17 protein-coding genes are annotated in these 18,012 nt (G+C 61.2%); 6 read left to right on the forward strand and 11 right to left on the reverse strand.

Going from position 1 to position 18,012, the window contains the following annotated elements:
* Nucleotides 1–858, forward strand: coding sequence for an MlaA family lipoprotein (locus tag AX768_RS28985; RefSeq protein WP_086381289.1), 858 nt, complete (start codon nucleotides 1–3; stop codon nucleotides 856–858).
* Nucleotides 859–888: 30 nt separating this feature from the next.
* On the opposite strand, the gene AX768_RS28990 is transcribed toward AX768_RS28985, so the two are convergent.
* From AX768_RS28990 to AX768_RS29005, 4 genes are all read right to left on the reverse strand, one after another.
* Complete coding sequence (locus AX768_RS28990) at nucleotides 889–2,211, reverse strand: dicarboxylate/amino acid:cation symporter (protein ID WP_062003469.1); 1,323 nt, start codon at nucleotides 2,209–2,211, stop codon at nucleotides 889–891.
* A gap of 102 nt (nucleotides 2,212–2,313) precedes the next feature.
* Nucleotides 2,314–2,931: a 3-isopropylmalate dehydratase small subunit gene (gene leuD / locus AX768_RS28995; protein ID WP_062003470.1), complete on the reverse strand. Its 618-nt coding sequence runs from the start codon at nucleotides 2,929–2,931 to the stop codon at nucleotides 2,314–2,316.
* Nucleotides 2,924–4,345 (reverse strand): 3-isopropylmalate dehydratase large subunit, encoded by a 1,422-nt coding sequence (gene leuC / locus AX768_RS29000; protein ID WP_062003471.1) that lies wholly within the window; start codon nucleotides 4,343–4,345, stop codon nucleotides 2,924–2,926. Before leuC ends, leuD begins: the two co-directional genes overlap by 8 nt.
* A gap of 4 nt (nucleotides 4,346–4,349) precedes the next feature.
* Nucleotides 4,350–5,228, reverse strand: coding sequence for an alpha/beta fold hydrolase (locus AX768_RS29005; protein WP_062003753.1), 879 nt, complete (start codon nucleotides 5,226–5,228; stop codon nucleotides 4,350–4,352).
* A 95-nt stretch (nucleotides 5,229–5,323) separates the two neighbouring features.
* On the opposite strand from AX768_RS29005, the gene AX768_RS29010 reads away from it, so the two are divergent.
* Nucleotides 5,324–6,220, forward strand: a complete 897-nt coding sequence (locus AX768_RS29010; protein WP_062003472.1) for a LysR family transcriptional regulator — start codon at nucleotides 5,324–5,326, stop codon at nucleotides 6,218–6,220.
* A 93-nt stretch (nucleotides 6,221–6,313) separates the two neighbouring features.
* Here AX768_RS29010 and AX768_RS29015 read toward each other — a convergent pair whose 3' ends face one another.
* Nucleotides 6,314–6,592 carry a hypothetical protein gene (locus AX768_RS29015; protein ID WP_062003473.1) on the reverse strand — a complete coding sequence of 93 codons (279 nt, stop codon included), beginning with the start codon at nucleotides 6,590–6,592 and terminating at the stop codon, nucleotides 6,314–6,316.
* Between the two features lie 427 nt (nucleotides 6,593–7,019).
* On the opposite strand from AX768_RS29015, the gene AX768_RS29020 reads away from it, so the two are divergent.
* A complete protein-coding gene (locus AX768_RS29020; protein WP_062003474.1) occupies nucleotides 7,020–7,322 on the forward strand; it encodes a hypothetical protein in 303 nt (100 codons plus the stop codon).
* Between the two features lie 36 nt (nucleotides 7,323–7,358).
* On the opposite strand, the gene AX768_RS29025 is transcribed toward AX768_RS29020, so the two are convergent.
* Nucleotides 7,359–8,261: a LysR family transcriptional regulator gene (locus AX768_RS29025; protein ID WP_062003475.1), complete on the reverse strand. Its 903-nt coding sequence runs from the start codon at nucleotides 8,259–8,261 to the stop codon at nucleotides 7,359–7,361.
* Between the two features lie 118 nt (nucleotides 8,262–8,379).
* On the opposite strand from AX768_RS29025, the gene AX768_RS29030 reads away from it, so the two are divergent.
* Nucleotides 8,380–9,759, forward strand: coding sequence for an NAD(P)H-dependent oxidoreductase (locus AX768_RS29030; RefSeq protein ID WP_062003476.1), 1,380 nt, complete (start codon nucleotides 8,380–8,382; stop codon nucleotides 9,757–9,759).
* Between the two features lie 74 nt (nucleotides 9,760–9,833).
* A complete protein-coding gene (locus AX768_RS29035) occupies nucleotides 9,834–11,138 on the forward strand; it encodes an MFS transporter (protein ID WP_062003477.1) in 1,305 nt (434 codons plus the stop codon).
* 46 nt (nucleotides 11,139–11,184) lie between these two features.
* On the opposite strand, the gene AX768_RS29040 is transcribed toward AX768_RS29035, so the two are convergent.
* Entirely contained in the window at nucleotides 11,185–11,889 is a 705-nt protein-coding gene (locus AX768_RS29040; RefSeq protein ID WP_062003478.1) for an SDR family NAD(P)-dependent oxidoreductase, read from the reverse strand.
* Nucleotides 11,890–12,004: 115 nt separating this feature from the next.
* On the opposite strand from AX768_RS29040, the gene AX768_RS29045 reads away from it, so the two are divergent.
* Entirely contained in the window at nucleotides 12,005–12,925 is a 921-nt protein-coding gene (locus tag AX768_RS29045; protein WP_062003479.1) for a LysR family transcriptional regulator, read from the forward strand.
* Between the two features lie 12 nt (nucleotides 12,926–12,937).
* Here the strand turns inward: AX768_RS29045 and AX768_RS29050 are convergent, their stop codons facing one another.
* The 4 genes from AX768_RS29050 to hpnD are packed head-to-tail and all read right to left on the reverse strand — an operon-like array spanning nucleotide 12,938 to nucleotide 17,719.
* Nucleotides 12,938–13,591 carry a phosphorylase gene (locus AX768_RS29050; protein ID WP_062003480.1) on the reverse strand — a complete coding sequence of 218 codons (654 nt, stop codon included), beginning with the start codon at nucleotides 13,589–13,591 and terminating at the stop codon, nucleotides 12,938–12,940.
* Nucleotides 13,592–13,617: 26 nt separating this feature from the next.
* A complete protein-coding gene (shc, locus tag AX768_RS29055; RefSeq protein ID WP_062003481.1) occupies nucleotides 13,618–15,603 on the reverse strand; it encodes a squalene--hopene cyclase in 1,986 nt (661 codons plus the stop codon).
* Nucleotides 15,603–16,874, reverse strand: coding sequence for a hydroxysqualene dehydroxylase HpnE (gene hpnE, locus AX768_RS29060; RefSeq protein WP_062003482.1), 1,272 nt, complete (start codon nucleotides 16,872–16,874; stop codon nucleotides 15,603–15,605). The genes shc and hpnE overlap by 1 nt, the downstream gene beginning before the upstream one ends.
* Nucleotides 16,874–17,719 carry a presqualene diphosphate synthase HpnD gene (gene hpnD, locus AX768_RS29065; protein WP_062003754.1) on the reverse strand — a complete coding sequence of 282 codons (846 nt, stop codon included), beginning with the start codon at nucleotides 17,717–17,719 and terminating at the stop codon, nucleotides 16,874–16,876. The genes hpnE and hpnD overlap by 1 nt, the downstream gene beginning before the upstream one ends.
* Nucleotides 17,720–18,012 lie beyond the last annotated feature (293 nt).

Consider the following 18,012-nt stretch of genomic DNA (forward strand, 5'->3'; position numbering starts at 1 on the left):
ATGGCAATCACGCCACGCGCCGCCCGCAACCTGCGCGCCCTGTCCGGCGGCGCGGCATTCGCCGCCGCATTGATGCTGGCGGGCTGCGCGACCGGTCCCGACCGAAAACCGGGCGATCCGCTCGAGCCGATGAACCGCGAGATTTTCAAGTTCAACGACGCCGCCGACAAATACGTCGCACGCCCGATCGCCGAGGGTTACGTGAAGGTCACGCCGAGCCCGCTGCGCACGGCCATCAGCAATTTCTTCTCGAATATCGGCGATATTGGCAACTTCGCGAACAACCTGCTGCAACTCCGGATCACGGATGCGACTGAAGACTTGATGCGCTTTGCGTTCAATTCGACCTTCGGTATTGGCGGTTTGATCGACTGGGCGACGCTCGCTGGCTTGCCGAAGCACAACCAGGACTTCGGTTTGACGCTCGGGCATTACGGCGTGCCGTCCGGTCCGTACCTGGTGTTGCCGCTGCTCGGACCGAGTTCGGTGCGTGACTCCACGAGCTGGATTGCGGGTTATCCGCTCAATCCAGGTACCTATCTGGCCGCCGGGCCGAATGCCGCGCTGTTCGGCGTGCGTTTCATGAGCGCACGGGCCGACTTGCTGGGCGCAACCGACATCCTGTCGCAAGCGGCGCTGGATAAATACGCGTTCGTGCGCGATGCCTACACGCAGCGCCGCCAGTATCTGCTGACGGGCGCAGCGAACGCCACGTTGCCCGACTACGGCGACGAAAGCGGCGCGACTGCCGTGCCGCCCGAAGGCGCGAGCGCTACGACCGCGCCGGCGCAGCCGGGCGCGGGCGGCAGCAGCAAGTCGCAAGGCTTGCCGGATTATTCGGACCCGGCAGCAAAGTAACGCTGATCTACCGCTGAACTCGCGGTACAGCTATCGGGCTGTATCGCGAGGAATCGGCGCCGGTGAGGGTTCTCCAACTAGCCGCGGCATTCCAAGCTGCGCGCGCAACATCCCTCGATCCAGCTCCTTCTCCCAGGCAGCGACCACGATCGTCGCCACGCCGTTGCCCACAATATTCGTGAGCGCCCGGCATTCCGACATGAACCGGTCGATGCCGAGAATCAATACCATCGCCGTCACCGGCACGGTCGGCACCACCGAAAGACTCGCGGCCAGCGTGATGAATCCGGCGCCGGTCACGCCCGTCGATCCCTTCGATGTCAGCATGGTCACCGCCAGCAGCGTGACTTCCTGCATGACGGTCATGTGCGTGTTCGTGGCCTGCGCGAGGAACAGCACGGCGAGCGTCATGTAGATGTTGGTGCCATCGAGATTGAACGAATAACCGGTTGGCACCACCAGACCGACAATCCCGCGCGAACATCCGAGCCGTTCCAGCTTTTCCATCAGTTGCGGCAACGCAGCTTCTGATGTCGATGTCCCCAGCACGATCAACAACTCGTCCCTGATATACGCCAGGAAGCGAAACAGGCTGAATCCGCACAGCTTCGCGACCAGCCCAAGTCCACACGTCACGAACAGGAACGCGGTCAGATAGAACGTGCCGATGAGTTTCATCATCGGCAGGAGGGATTCGATGCCGTACCGGCCGATGGTGAACGCCATCGCCCCGAATGCGCCGATGGGCGCAAGACTCGTGATCACGTGGACGATCTTGAAGAACGCCTTCGACAAGGCCTCGATCAGCCCGATCACCGGCTTCGCCGGTTCGCCCATTACGGCAAGCGCAGAGCCGAACAGCATTGCGATCAGCAGCACCGGCAGGATGTCGCCCTGCGTAAATGCGCCAACGAACGTGTCCGGAATGATGTGCATCAGGAAACCGGCCAGACCTTCGCCGTGCTCGGCCTTGGCCGCATATCCGGCGATCGAGCTTGCATCCAGTGTCGATGGATCGACGTTGAAGCCCTTGCCCGGCTGCAGGATATGCGCGGCGAGCAAGCCGATGGCGAGAGCAATCGTCGATACAACCTCGAAGTAGATCAGCGCCTTCCCGCCCACACGCCCGACTTGGCGCATGTCGTGCATGCTCGCGATTCCCGTCACCACCGTACAGAAGATCACCGGACTGATGATCATGCGCACGAGTTTGATGAAGGCGTCGCCAAGCGGTTTCATCGCGATGCCGTCGGCGGGAAGGAAGTGGCCGAGCAATATGCCCGTAATGATCGCGGCGATCACCTGGACATAAAGCACTTTGTAGAAGGGTTTCCTGGCGCGCTTGAAATTCATGTCTCCTCCGTGGTTGAGGCAAAGCGCGTCCCCGCCGCCTTTGGCAAACGCCGAAAAGCAGTCAGGGTCGCGTCGTTTTGAATGCGGCCGAAGCCGCGCGGGCTACATCACGGCAGCCCAGGGATAGCGCTCGAAGTGGCGCTTTTCGAAGGCCTGAATGTCGGCGAGTTGCGTGAGCGTCAGGTCGATCGTGTCCATGCCTTCGATCACCATGCGTTTATGGCGCGCCCCCAGCGGGAAGCTGAAAACCTTGCCGCTCGTGTCCGATGTCACGGTCTGCGCTTCGAGATCGATCTTGAGCCCGGATTCCGGATCATTCAGGGACTCACGCAGTAGGACGTCGACCGCCTCACGGTCCAGTTGCACGAGAAGCAGGCGATTGTTCATCGCGTTCGAGTAAAAGATCTCAGCAAAACTCGGCGCAATGACGGCATCGAAACCATTTTGCTGAAGGCCCCATACCGCGTGTTCGCGGCTCGATCCACAACCGAAATTCGATCCGCCAATCAGGATGCGTGCGGCTTTGTACTGCGGCTGGTTCAGTACGCAGGGTTGGATCGGATCGCCGTGTTCGTCGAAACGAAGGTCGTAGAGAAGGCCTGCGCTCAAACCGGCTTTGTCGATGATCCGAAGGAATTGCTTCGGCATGATCTGGTCAGTGTCCAGATTTTCGATGGGCAACGGCGCAGCGCTGCTTTCGATCATGGTCAACTTAGACATGGAACTTCTCCAGCGTGCGGACATCGGTGATCCTGCCGGTCAGTGCGGCGGCGGCGGCCATCGCGGGGCTCATCAGATGCGTGAGGCCGCCGCGTCCTTGCCGGCCTTCGAAATTGCGATTGGTCGTCGATGCACAGCGTTCGCCCGCTTGCAAAAAGTCGTCGTTCATCGCGAGACACATGGAGCAACCCGGCTCGCGCCATTCAAAACCGGCGCTTTTCAACGTGTCCGCGATGCCTTCCGCTTCGGCCTGACGACGCACGGAGCCCGAGCCCGGCACGACCATCGCGCGCACGCCCTGGGCGACCTTTTGCCCGCGAACGATCGCCGCAACGATACGCAAGTCCTCGATCCGCCCATTCGTGCACGAACCGATAAACACGCGGTCAATCGGCGTTCCGGCTATCGGCTGATTCGATTCGAGCCCGATGTACTCCAGCGCCCGGCGCAATGCCGCGGCGGCTTCCGGCGTGGCCTGGGAAGCAGCGTCGGGCACGAGCGCGTCCACGCGCATCGCCTGGTCGGGGCTCGTGCCCCATGTGACGAACGGCGCAATGTCGCTTGCGTTGAAGCGGTGCTCGGCATCGAAGCTTGCGCCGTCGTCCGACTTGAGCTGCGTCCAGTCGGCGAGCGCGGCTTGCCACGCGGTGTCATCGAGCGATGTTGCATGCGCACGGACGTAGTCGAACGTGGTTTGATCGGGCGCGATCAATGCCGCTCGCGCGCCCGCTTCCACGGTCATGTTGCACAAGGTCATGCGCGCTTCGGCCGAAAGCGTGGCGATTGTCGAGCCGGCGAATTCGACCGCATAACCCCGCGCGCCCTGAGCGCCGATCTGGCTGATGATCCAGATGATCAAGTCCTTCGACGACGGGCCGTATGGCAACGCGCCGTCGATCGTGATGCGCATGGTCTGCGCCACGCGATAAACAAGCGTCTGCGTGGCAAGAACATGCTCGACCTCCGACGTGCCGATACCGAACCCCAGCGCCCCAAGCGCGCCGTAGGTGGTGGTGTGGCTGTCGCCGCACAGCACGGCCATGCCCGGGCGGATCAGGCCCAGCTCCGGCGCGATGATGTGCTCGATGCCCTGCAGCGGATCATTCGCGGCGAACAGGCGAATGCCGGCTTTGTCGCAGTTGCGCGCGAGGTTGTCGGCTTGCAGCAGGGACGCTGCATCGCGAATCACGCGCGGCGATTCGGCGTGCGTCGGGATGATGTGGCTCACCACCGCCAGTTGCTGCTTCGGACGGCGCACGGGGCGGTGCTTCTCCGTGAGACCGCTGAACGCTTGCGGACTCGTGTACTCGTTCATCAGATGCAGATCGACGTACAGCAGGACGTTCTGGTCGTCGATATGCGAAACCGTGTGCGTATCGACGAGCTTTTTATAGAAGGTGGTGGGGGTCGGCATGGCTCTACTCTTTTAGAAACGGCAACGCACATTCGATCAGCAACTCGGGCGCTTCCTCGGGGATGTAATGGCCGCAGGGCAGCGCGTGGCCGGTGACCTTGTCGGAGAACGCGTTCCACTCGGCGATGGGATCGAAGCACTTTTCAATCACGCCTTCCGCACCCCAAAGCGCCAGGAATCCGCACACGATTTTCTGGCCATTCGCGAGCGACTCGCGGTCGTGCTCGAGGTCGATCGTCACGCTCGCCCGATAGTCCTCGCAGATGCCATGCGCCGTGCCGGGAATCTGCAGGCATCGCAGATATTCGGCGTAGGCCTCGGGCGTGAATGGCTTCAGGCCCGCGCTCCGTGCGCCAATGGTCTGCTTGAGGTAAAGGTCGGCGTCGGCGTTGATCAGCGTTTCGGGGAACGGCGCTGGACGCACGAGGAAGAACCAGTGCCAGTAGGCGCGCGCGAATTCGAACGAGGTCTTTTCGTACATCGCCAGAGTTGGCGCAACGTCGAGCGTGATGAGCCTTGTGACCACGTCAGGGTGATCCAGCGCCATGCGCACCGCAACACGGCCGCCGCGGTCGTGACCCAGCACCGCAAAGGTTTCATGACCGAGCGAGCGCATCAAGCCGACCTGATCTTGCGCAAGGCGGCGCTTCGAGTAGTTGCTGTGATCGGGCAGACCCTGGGGTTTATCGCTGTCGCCATAACCGCGAAGATCTGCGGCCACCAGCGTGAAGTGCTGTGCCAGCGCGGGCGCAACCTTGTGCCAGATCGCGTGCGTCTGTGGATGGCCGTGCAGCAGAAGCAATGCCGGGCCGGCGCCGCCGGTGATTGCCTTGATTTTGACGCCATCGACAGTAGCCGATACGTCCTTGAATTGATCGAACATCATTGTCTCCAACAGTTTTATGAAGTTTAATTGATGCGTCAGCCGATACAGTTTCCATTCAGGCAATCCAGACTTAACTTTCAGGAACGAATCCGATGGACGGTTTTTCCGATCTGAGCCTCTTCACACTGGTGGCGCGGCATCGCAATCTGGCAGCGGCGGCGCGGGACCTGGGCGTGACGCCGCCATCGATAAGCAAGCGTCTTGCACAACTCGAGCGGCGTCTGGGCGTAAGGCTTCTGAACCGGACGACACGACGCGTCAGTCTGACGCCCGAAGGCGAGTTGTATCTGGCGGACGGCTCCCGGATCCTCGATGAACTCGCGGAACTCGAGCAGTTGGTCACGAAAAGCCGAGGCGAACCGACCGGGTTGCTGCGCGTGAATGCATCGTTTGGATTTGGACGCAGACGCGTGGCGCCGGCGGTATCGAAGTTCATCGCGCGTTATCCGACGATCAAGATCCAACTGCATTTGTCGGACAGGCCAGTGAACTTGCAGGAGGAAGGCTTTGATCTGGGCATCCGTTTCGGCGATGTTCCCGATGCACGGATCAACGCGCGCTTACTGGTGAAGAATCGGCGGGTGGTGTGTGCATCGCCGGACTATGTGAAGGCGTTCGGCGCGCCCACGACGCCGCATGATCTGACGCGCCATGCGTGTCTCGTGCTTCGGGAGAATGAATCGGCTTACGGGACGTGGCACTTCACGCGCGGGAAGAAGGCTGAGACGGTCAAGGTCGACGGACCGCTAAGCAGCAATGACGGAAGCGCGGTTCTTGAATGGGCGCTCGATGGACGCGGCATTGCCGTTCGCTCGCAATGGGAAACGCAGACGCTGGTACGGGACGGAAAGCTCGTAGTGTTGCTGAACGACTGGGCGCTGCCTAATGCGGATATTCACGCCGTTTATCTCGAACGGCATCAATTGTCAGCAAAGCTGAGGACGTTTGTGGAGTTTTTAGGGGAAGAGTTAAGGGCGAATCTGGCTTAGCCATTGTTTAACGGCTCGACGGTATTCAAATGGCAATTGGCGAGCGCTATTAAGCGACTCGCCAACTGCCATTTTGGCTTTGACGCATAAAGCTCACGCAGCGCGCTCGAAAGCCGGTTGCGCATTGGCATTCCATTCGTCGACTTTTGCCGGGTCGGGGTAAGCGCGCCAGCGTGCATCGATTTCGGTCATGCCGTAGGCCAGCGCAAACTTCCGGGCATCCAGCGCGCACGCAAAGTGCCCGAGGATGCCACTCGCGCGCTGCATGCCGTCGAGTTCCCTGACGATCAGCATTGCAGCATATGTACCATCGTCGTAAGCAGCCAGGGGAATCAGAGTCACGTCTTTATAACTGATCTCTCCGTCGCGCATGTCAGACTCCTCTCAGCTTACGATTCCATCCGCCCAACGTTCTGGGCGGGTCGGGTGCATGTTTATGTGTTTAGGCATTATCGATAAACAAAAATCACCGAGTCATCAGGATTTGCCCTATTTCGAACTTTTTTAATAGATTGGCTGTAATTCATCGTTATTTCATACTGCGTCCGATGCGTTTGCTGATCTGTTCAGGATGTGCTTCGTTAATCATTCCATGTCTGCTGACATCGAAGACGAATGGGAGATCGGTTTATTGCAGCGCGAGGTGAAGAATCCGGGGTGTTTGCGCAGGACAGGCGAGTCCGGGATTGAATCTCATGTTCGACCTTTTTATCCTGTCGTATTCTGGCTAGACGATAACTTGACGAACTGAAGGCGTCGAGGCGAACGTTTATTCTGATCAAACGACTTTGGGGGACGTGTGAAAATAGAATCGACCGAATGGTTTCCGTTGAGCGACCACGCACCGGTTCGCGACGGCTGGTATGAAGTTCAACTCGCGAGCGGCAACACAGCGTTTGCGAAGTTTGGCGCGGGCGAGTGGACAGAAAAGCCGTTGCTGGTTTTCACGCACTGGAGAGGGTTGGTCGCCGATCCGGGCGTGGCGCGGGAAACCGGGGACATCAGCGCGGAAGTGGTTGCGGCTGAAGGGGTGAGAGCGGTGTGGGACAAGTTCTTCCCGGGGGCCGGCGAAGAAAAGCACGAGCCGCTGGAGGCTGGCTAAGCATATTGAAATTCGCCGAAGCTCTTCGGCGACTGCTCAAGGCCACCGCCCCCAGAACGCCTCCGAACCGCTGCTTTCCGTGCGAATGAAATCCGACAGCAGCTTCACTCTGGCAATGTCGCGAGTATCGGCATGTGACACCAGCCAGTAGGAACGGCTCAGCGCGATTTCATCAGGCAATATGCGCACGAGCGCAGCCTCCTTGCGCGCGATAAAACATGGCAGCACGCCGATCCCGGCACCGCCGCTCACAGCCGCCGCCTGGCTGATCACATTCGAGATACGCAAGGCCGGCATGAGCGCCGTCGATATCTGCGATAAATAATCAAGCTCGGTGCTCCACATCAGGTCATCGATATAACCGATCCATCGATGCTTGAAGATGTCCTGGAACATATTGATGGGCGCATGTGACTCAAGATATGCGCCCGATGCATAAACCCCCAGCGCATAGTCATTGAGCCGATGCGCATAAACCCGCCCGCGCGTCGGCCGCGTCATGGTCACCGCGATATCCGCTTCCCGCTTCGACAAGCTGAACATGCGCGGATTGGCAACAAGTTCTATCTCCAGATCCGGATGCGCCGCCGTGAGTTTCGCAAGCCTCGGCGCCAGAAAATAGGTGCCGAAACCCTCCGGCGTTCCCACGCGAACCGTCCCGGTCAAACCACCTGAAGGATCGTCGAGACGTGCGTTGATACGCATCGCCAGGCTCTCCATGGCCTCGGCATCGGTCATCAGCCGTTCGCCTTCGGGCGTCAGTAGAAACCCGACCGAACTGCGCTCGAACAACGTCACCCCAATGCTCGCTTCAAGCGATGCAACCCGTCGGCTCAACGTGGAATGGTCAACGCCCATTTGCTGCGCCGCGATAGTCAGGCGTCCTGCCCGGGCAATTGCAAGGAAGGCTTGAAGCGCATCCCAGTCGAATTTTCGCATGGGGATTTTTGCACAGCGCGGTTGTGGAATTGCCCATTCTATTGCAAAAAGCATGCTGCTATCTTTGGATCAAGGACGCTCTCAACACCCTTCCGATTATCACAACAAAGGAGACAGCATGTCGCTCATAGCGAAACTCGAAGCACGCGCTCAAGCAGGCCGGCCGGTTCGCGTCGGCTTGATCGGCGCAGGAAAATTTGGCTCGATGTATCTGTCGCAAGCCCCGCGCACACCGGGCATTCATCTGGTTGGTATCGCGGACATTTCTCCTGAGCGGGCGCGCAACGCGATGCATCGCGTAGGCTGGGAAGAAGCGCGTTATTCCGCTGCTTCGTGGTCCGAAGCATTGCGCAGCGGCTCGACATTCATCACCGACGACGCCGACGCCATGATCGCGAGTGACCACGTGGATATCGTGATCGACGCCACCGGCAGTCCCGCCGCAGGCATCCATCATGCATTGCTCTGCTGCAAGCACAAGAAGCACATCGTGATGGTGAACGTCGAGGCCGACGTACTCGCAGGTCCGTTGCTGGCAAGACGCGCGGCTGAAGCCGGCATCATCTACTCGATGGCATCAGGCGATCAGCCCGCGCTGATTGCGGAAATGGTGGATTGGGCACGCACCATCGGCTTCAAGGTGATCTGCGCCGGCAAAGGCACGAAATATCTGCCGGTCTATCACCAGTCCACGCCCGACACAGTATGGAGCTACTACGGTTTCACCGAGGAACAAGTCGGATCGGGAGACTTCAACGCGCAGATGTTCAACTCGTTTCTGGATGGCACGAAATCGGCGCTGGAGATGGCGGCTGTATCGAATGCGTGCGACTTGCGGCCGCCTTCCGACGGACTCGCGTTCCCGGCATGCGGCGTCGATGACCTTCCGAACCTGTTGAAGCCCGCGTCCGAAGGCGGAATTCTCCCGCATCGGGGAAGCGTGGAAGTGGTGTCATCGCTCGAACGCGATGGACGGCCTGTGTTCCGCGACTTGCGATGGGGCGTGTATGCGGTCTTCGAAGCGCCATCGGATTATGTACGCGACTGCTTTGCGCAATACGGGCTCAAGACCGACAGCAGCGGACGCTTCGCGGCCATGTACAAGCCGTATCACCTGATCGGGCTGGAACTGGGGATATCGATTGCGAGCATTGCCGTGCGCGGTGAAGCAACCGGCGCAACCACCGGCTTTCATGGCGATGTCGCGGCCACCGCGAAGCGCGACTTGCGCGCGGGCGAGCGGCTCGATGGCGAAGGCGGCCACACCGTCTACGGCAAGCTGATGCCCGCTGTCGACTCGCTGATGCAGGGCGCGTTGCCCATCGGCCTGGCGCACAACATGGTGCTGCAGCGGCCCGTTGCCGCGGGTCAGCCGGTTCGCTGGACCGATGTCGCCTTCGATGCCACCAAGGAAGCCGTAAAAGTTCGCCTCGAAATGGAAGCGATGTTCAGGAAGGAACTTGGCGTGGAGGTGGCAGCGGCCAAGCTCGCATCGTAGGGACCCCTTGATCACGCGGGCCTTGTCCGCGTGATTGTTCTCTATAACGCCCGCCAAAGGGCGACGGAGGAGACATGAGCCATATCAGCGACACCATCGTGGTCACGCCAACGGCGCGTACCGACGTCTACCGCAAGATAAGCTGGCGCATCATGCCGTTTATCGTGCTCTGTTATTTGTGCGGGTATCTCGACCGCGTGAATGTCGGCTTTGCGAAACTGCAGATGCTCAGCGCGCTCAACATGAGCGATGCCGTCTATGGCTTGGGCGCGGGCATTTTCTTCATCGGCTATTTCATTTTCGAAGTACCCAGCAACCTGATGCTCCACAAGGTCGGCGCGCGGCTGTGGATTGCGCGGATCATGATCACGTGGGCGCTCATTTCGGCCGCGACCCTGTTCGTCAAGACACCGGTGCAGTTCTACACCGCGCGATTTTTCCTGGGCGTGGCCGAAGCCGGATTCTCGCCGGGCATCATGCTGTACCTGACGTACTGGTTTCCCGCGCGCAAGCGCGGCTTTGCGCTTGGCGTGTACTACATCGCAATACCGCTCTCGGGCGTCGTGGGCGGTCCGCTGTCGGGTTGGGTGTTGACGCGCTTCGCGCATTCCACCGTCATGGCGGGATGGCAATGGTTATTTCTTATCGAAGCATTGCCGGCGCTCTTGTGCGGCATCGCCGTGCTTGCGTTGATGGTCGACAAACCCACTCAGGCGAAGTGGCTCACCGATACCGAAAAGAACCTCGTCACCAGCGAGATCGATCGCGAGGACGCCGAGAAAACGACGCACCACAACCTGCGTGCGATCCTCTCCGATAAACATATCTGGAAGCTTTGCGCAGTCTACTTCTGCCAGATCATCGGGCTGTACGGGATCAGTTTCTGGCTGCCGTCGATCATCAAGGATTCCGGCCTTACCGATGTCTCGGTCATCGGGTGGTTATCGGCGATTCCTTATCTTGTCGCCATCCCGGCGATCGTGCTGACGGGCATGAGTTCGGACCGGTTCCGCTCGCGCCGCATGCATTTTTCGGTGCTTGCCGTGATCGGCGCGGTTGGGTTCGCGGCGAGCGGTTATGTGGGGCATCACCCCGTGCTCGCCGTGATCTGGCTCAGCGTTGCGGCGGCTGGGATCTTGTCGGCGCTGTCGCTGTTCTGGAGCATTCCGTCGTCGTTTCTTGCGGGGACGTCGGTGGCGGTCGGGATTGCCGGGATCAACTGCGTGGGAAATCTGGCGGGGTTTGTCTCGCCTTATGTGGTGGGCTGGCTCAATGTCACCACGCACGATAACCGGATGGGACTGTACTTCGTAGCCGTGTGCCTGGTGCTCGGGGCGTTGCTGGTCAGGACCATATCGGGGAAGCTGGCGGACCGGTGAGTTGAACGTGGCGTAACCGGTTTATTGCGAGCCGGTTACGCCACGTTCACCAGGGCACGACCCGCCCCAGGTAATCCAGGTAATGCAATCCGGAGCGCCCTTCGTAGGCCTCCATTGTATTCAGCAGGTTCGGAATGCTTTCTTCGATAGTCAGACGCGCGCCCGACCCGCCCATGTCCGTCTTGACCCATCCGGGCGCCATCAACAGAAGGGTTTTCGCGTCGTCTTTGTGGCGCGCGGCAAAGCTGCGCATGAACATGTTGAGCGCCGCCTTGCTGCCCCGGTAGACCTCGTAATTGCCGTTCGTATTGTTCGTCACGCTCCCCTGCCCCGACGACATCACGCCGATTGTCCCGCCCGGATTCACAAGGTCCTGAAACGCTTCGATGACCCTCATCGGACTCAACGCGTTCGTCACCATGACACGCACGAATTCATCGGTCGATACATCGGCGATCGTTTCGCGATCATCGTTCTTGACGCCCGCGTTCACGAAAAGCACATCCAGTCGCCGGCCTTCGAGACGGTCGTGCAACGTGGCGACCTGATCGGGAATGGTGATATCGACTGTTTCGACTTCAAGCGCGCCCTGAGCGCTGTCCGAAAGTTGACACAGCTTTTCTGTCGAGCCGTCCCTGCCGGTGGCGATCACGCGCCGGCCGCGCTTGAGGTATTCCTCGACCATCGCGAATCCGAGGCCGCGCGATGCGCTGATCAAAAGGACGGTTTTCTGTTTAGATGTGTCTTGCATGGTTAGCTCCCTGTGTGTCAATACCACACAGCGACTATATCGATGCATCAGACATGGCGGAAGACGCAGCAATTGCACTTATAACCTGCATCAAACGCCATGCTACGATCAAGGCATGGCAGAACCTGATCTGAATCTACTCGTCGCACTTGATGTGCTGCTCGCCGATGGCAGCGTGGCCGGGGCTGCGCGTCGACTGGGATTGAGCGCGTCGGCAATGAGCCGGACCCTGACCCGTCTCCGTGAGACGACCGGGGATCCGTTATTGGTGCGCGCGGGGCGTGGGATGGTGTTGACGCCCCATGCAGAGACGCTGCGTCAGCGCACGCAAAACGCGGTTCATGAGGCGCGCGCCGTGCTCCGTCCATCGACGATGGAACCGGATTTTTCGACGTTGCAACGAACCTTCACCATTCGCGCCAACGATGGTTTCGTGGAAGCGTTCGGCGCGTCGCTTATTGCTGCAGCGAGTTCCGCTGCGCCGCGCGTATGTTTGCGTTTTGCGCCCAAGCTCGAGAAGACGGCAGCGTATTTGCGGGACGGGTCCGCTGATCTTGAAATCGGCGTTCTGGGCGCGATGGGACCGGAAGTCCGCGTGCAGGCCTTGTTTCGGGACCGCTTTGTTGGCGTTGTCAGGAAGGAACATCCGCTCGCGACAAAACGCAAAGTAACGGCTGAACGATACTTAGCGTTTGGCCATGTGGTTGCTTCTCGGCACGGCCGCACGAACGGACCGGTGGATGAAGCGCTGGCTGCTTTAAAGCTGGAGCGGACGATTGTCGCGGTGGTTCCGAGCTTTCCTGCAGCGCTCGCCGTGGCACGCGCTTCTGACCTGATTGCGCTCGTGCCCGCTTCACTTGTGAACGGTCAGCCCGAATCCGCCAGCATTCATGCTTTCGAGCTGCCGGTGAAGACCGAGGAGATCACGGTCTCGCAGATGTGGCACCCACGTTTGGAAGTCGATCCGGTTCATCGATGGCTTCGGCAGTTGGCGCTGAGTGTGTGTCGGGGAACGGCTGCGCGGGTGGGAAAGTAGCGGACGGCGGAGCTACGCTTTCAACACCCCCGCCCTCCCCATCGCATGCCGCGCCTGCACCAGCGACCCCTTCGCCGCCCTGGCATCCCCCGCAATCCTCAACAGAGCCCCAAGCTGCTTTGGCTCCCGTAAAAGCTCCCGCAGAATCGGCAAGATCGTAGTGGTCCCGTCATCCCGCAGCCCGACCGTCGCGGCCCTCGGCAAGCTCCTCCAGGCCGGATCCACAATCGCCCTGCACACGGCAAACGGCAATCCCCGCGCTTGGGCAATCGCCCCGGCGATATGCGATTCCATATCCACCGCCAGCGCCCCTGTCGACCGATAAAGCGAGCGCTTCTCCTGCTCCCCCGCCAGCGGCGCCGCAACGCCGGCCATCGTCCCTCGAACGGCCTTCGCCTCGACCGGCGTTCCGGCAAAAGCCGCAAACATCCGCGCAGACCATTCGGGATCCGTATCGATAACCCCAAGCGGCCCCGACACGGCGCTCGCAATGATCACCGTCCCCGGCTCCAGCTCCGGCGCAAGACCACCAGCCGTCCCAAAACTGACGATACCGGAACACCCCCGCGCCAACGCCTCGCTCAATGCGCGCTCGAGCAAATCCGCCCGAGCCGCAAACACCGCCTCGACGCCGGGCCCGCGCGCGATACGCGCTTCAAACGCCATCCCCGTTACTGCGATAACGGGCAAGCTCACATCGCCGCCATCACGCGCGTGGTGCCATCGCGCAGCATGTTCCGGTAACGAGCCAGCGCCCAAAGCGGGAAGAACTTTCTATAGCCGTGGTATCGCAGATAAAACACGCGCGGAAAGCCGGTCGCCGTGAACCTTGTTTCGTCCCAAAGCCCGTGCTCGCGCTGCGTGGACGTCAGATACTGGACGCCCTTCGCCACCGCCGGATGACCGACAAACCCCGCCGCCATCAACCCGAGCAACGCCCACGATGTCTGCGACGCCGTGCTCGGCGCCGCTTCATACCCGCGATAATCCAGCTTGTAACTCTCGCCGCCCTCGCCCCATCCGCCATCGGCGTTCTGGATGCTGATGAGCCATTGCGCGGCGCGCTGCATCCGCGAATCGGTCAGCGGCAATCCGGCCGCGTTCAACGCGCACAACGCGGTCCACGTCCCGTAGATATAGTTCAGGCCCCAGCGTCCGTACCAGCTTCCATCGCGTTCCTGATCGCGCAGGATGTAATCCAGCGAGCGCTTCGCCGGCTCGCTCGTCGCGGGCAACTCGCCAAGCTGCGCGAGCATCGATAGACATCGTCCCGACACATCCACCGTAGGCGGATCGAGCAACGCGCCGTGGTCGGAGAACGGGATGTTGTTGAGGTAATACTGCGTGTTTTCGGGTTCGAACGCGCCCCATCCGCCGTCGCTGCTTTGCATGCCGACGACCCATTCCCGCCCGCGCGCAATCGCTTCGCCGTACAGCGCGGTGCCGTTTTCGCGGTCGGCGCGATCCATTGCCATGGCGACAACGGCGGTGTCGTCGACGTCCGGATAATGCGGGTTCGCAAACTGGAACGCCCAGCCGCCGGGCCGGATAGTCGGCCGGCGCGAGATCCAGTCGCCGCGGACATCGAGGATCTGCAACGGCACGAGCCAGTCCAGTCCACGCGATACCGCCGCCCGCGCCTTCGGTGTATCGGCTTCGAGCAACGCGTGCGCGACGAGCGACGTGTCCCACACGGGCGATAAACACGGCTGGCAATACGCCTCGCCATTGGGCGCTTCATCGATGATCAAGAGCTTCTCGATCGACTTGCGCGCAATCGCCCGGTTCGGATGGTCTTCGGGATAACCCAGCACGTCGTACATCATCACGGAGTTGGCCATCGCGGGGAAAATCGCGCCGAGGCCATCCTCGCCGTTGAGCCGTTCATCGACGAAACGCACGGCCGCTTCTATTGCGCGCTGGCGTGTATGACGCGGGAACAGCGGATCGACGGTGCGCAGCACGGCATCCACGCAGCGGAACAACACGAACCAGCCCTGATGCTGATGCGGCGCACGTGCGGCCATGCCGGTGTTGACAGGGGCATCGAAAAAAAGCTCGTCTATGCGCACGCCCTTCGGATTGCGCGCCTTCGGCCGCTTCGCGTTGAGCACGAGCAAGGGCACGATAACGGTCCGCGCCCAGTAAGACACCTTCGACAAATGGAACGGAAACCACTCGGGCAAGAGCGTGATTTCAACGGGCATCATGGGTACGGCCCGCCATGAAATGACGCCGAACAGCGCGAGCAGGATGCGCGTGAACACGTTCGATTTTTCCGCGCCGCCGGCCGCGATGATCGCCCGGCGCGCGCGCTGCATGTGCTCGGCTTCGGGCAGGTCGCCAATCATCTTCAGCGCGAAGTACGCCTTGACGGTGGCGCTGACGTCCATGGCGCCGTCGGTGAACAGCGGCCAGCCGCCGTCGTCGCGCTGGATGCGGCGCAAGTATCGGCCGATCTTTGCTTCGAGGTCGGGCTTGGGCGTCTCGCCGAGGTAATGCACGAGCAATACGTACTCGGCGGGAATGGTGGCGTCGGCTTCGAGTTCGTAGAGCCAGTAGCCTTCGGGATGCTGATCGGCGAGCAGCGCGTCGGCCGCGCGGGATACCGATGCCTCCAACGCCGCCGCGCTGACTGGCGCGTTTGAGGCATCGGGTGGCTGGACAAAATCGTTCATCAGAGTTCCGTCGGGGGATTCATGAGGAGGTCCGCGGCCTTCTGGCCGGAGCGGATCGAACCTTCTATGGTTGCAGGCAGCCCGGTGGCCGTCCAGTCGCCCGCCAGCATGAGATTGGGCCAGCGGGTGCGGGTCGCCGGCCGGAGATTTTCCTGGCTCGGCAGCGCGGCGAACGTCGCGCGCTTTTCGGTGACGATCTGCCAGGTCGGCATGCGTTCAACCGGCAAACGCGCGGCTTTCGCCACTTCTTGCCACAGCGTGTGGGCAAGGGTTTCGCGCGGGGTATCGGTGAACCTGTCGGCGTCGTGGATGGTCACGGACAGGCGGTCATCGAAGGCGAAAAGCCAGTCGGCCGTGCCGTTGAGCAGACCGGTCATGGATTCGAATGCAAGCGGCGGATCAATGGCGAAATGCGCATTGATGATCGCGCGAAATTCGGTCGGCGCGGTAAGCCCCGGCACGAGTTCCCGCGCGACTTGTGCGGGCACGGCGAGCAGGACGCCGTCGTTCGGGCCGATGTCCACGCGCGTTTCATCGAAATCCAGCGTCGCCACGCGCGTCTTCGAATCACTGCCGGCAAAACTGATTGCGCTCAAGCGCGACCCGAGCCGTATCTCCGCGCCGCCGTATTGCAGGAGCCTCAAAGCCGGTTCGATAAACGCATGGCCCAGGCCATTGCGCGCCGTTATTGGCCGGCATGCCTGTCCGCCTTGCAGCACCGTTTCTTTCAGCACGTTGCCGGCGAGCACGGCACTGCCTTCACGCGGATCGACGTTGAGCAACGCGAGCAAGAACGGATCGAGCATTGCGTCCCAGAGCCGGCCGTTCGCGCGCAGTGTTTGCCCGATGCTGCGTCCCGGATTGGCAAACAGCAGTCGCACGAGCGCGAAATAATCGGCGGGCATGGTGCCGGGAACACGCGTGGCGGAATCGAAGATCCAGCCTGGAAACCGTCCCGGCGACATCTTCAGGGTCCAGCGCGAACCGCTGCGCAGGTCCATGAACGGATAGTCGGGCTGGGTCGGACCGATGAGTTCGTCGGCGGCGCCAATGGCTTTGGCAAACCCGAGCGCGGCGTGGTTGCCGGACAGGATCAGGTGGTTGCCGTTGTCGATCGTGGCGTTGAGCTTGATGTCGAAGTAAGAGCGGCACCGGCCGCCGGCATGCGGCGCGGCTTCGTGCAGCACGACCCGCGCGCCGCGCCTTTGCAACTGGACCGCGGCGGCGAGCCCGGATAATCCAGCGCCAATGACATGAACTGTCCGTGACATCAGAACACGTTGCGCGCCACGATCCACAACAGCCGTGAACGTGGCGTACGGACGTGATTGCGCGGGAGATCGAAGCCACGCTTCAGGTTCGCCTCGAGAACGCAGCGATACGCGCCCGACATGATCCGCGGCGCCTTGACCTGGGCGCGCGGCGCGTTGGCCATGATGGCGTCGGACTGGGCGTAGTGAATGCGGGCGCGCTCGGCAATGGTCAGGCACACACGCGGCAAGCGGGCGTCGCCGACTATGGATGCAATGTCGGTGGTGGAAATGCCTTCGCGCGACAGCAATTCGCGCGGCAGATAAACCCGGCCGATGGCCGCGTCTTCGTCGATATCCCGAAGGATGTTGGTCAACTGCAAGGCGCGGCCGAGATGATGCGCGAGACGCCGTCCGGCATCTTCCTGCATCCCGAATATCCTCACCGACAAACGCCCCACCGCGCTCGCCACGCGATCGCAATAAAGGTCGAGACTGGCTTCGTCGGGCGCAACGATGTCTTCTGAATCCATTGCCATGCCGTCGATCACGGCGATGAAGTCATCGCGCGAGAGATGGAACGCGTGGATGTGCTGCGTGAGCGCGCTCAGCGACTTGCGCGGCTTGCCGGCGTAGCAGTCGTCTATATCCGTGCGCCATTGCTCGAGCGCGGCAGCGCGTTCGTGGCGCGGCATGGTGCCGTCGTCGGCTATGTCGTCCACCGCGCGGCAAAACGCGTAGACCTGGTACATCGCGTCACGCTGCGCAGCCGGCAGGATGCGCATGGCGAGATAGAACGAGCTGCCCGAGGACGCTTTGGCGGCGTCGGGCGCAGGTTCATCGGCGATAAGATTGGAAACGGCCAAGACGGACTCCGCTGTGGCGCCCCCAAGGGCAGTAGTGTTAGATCGGGCGCCGTGCGTGAAACGCCCGGCCGTGTTGCAACGGCCAAGCGGACGCTCGTGCAAACCGGCGCAAACCGGCTTCTTGCTGCGTTGGAGCGGTTTAAGGAACACGCTCAAACGACGCCTGAAGCGACGAAAAGTATATCAATGTTTGTGACCGATTGCCCCTAGGCGACTTCCGCGGTTCGGAAAACCGCGTCAACCTTCGTACAAAACATCTGCGTCAGCATGTAACCCTCGTTGCAGATCGTGCG

The organism is Burkholderia sp. PAMC 28687 (assembly GCF_001577465.1).
In the GTDB taxonomy this organism is placed as follows: Bacteria; Pseudomonadota; Gammaproteobacteria; order Burkholderiales; family Burkholderiaceae; genus Caballeronia.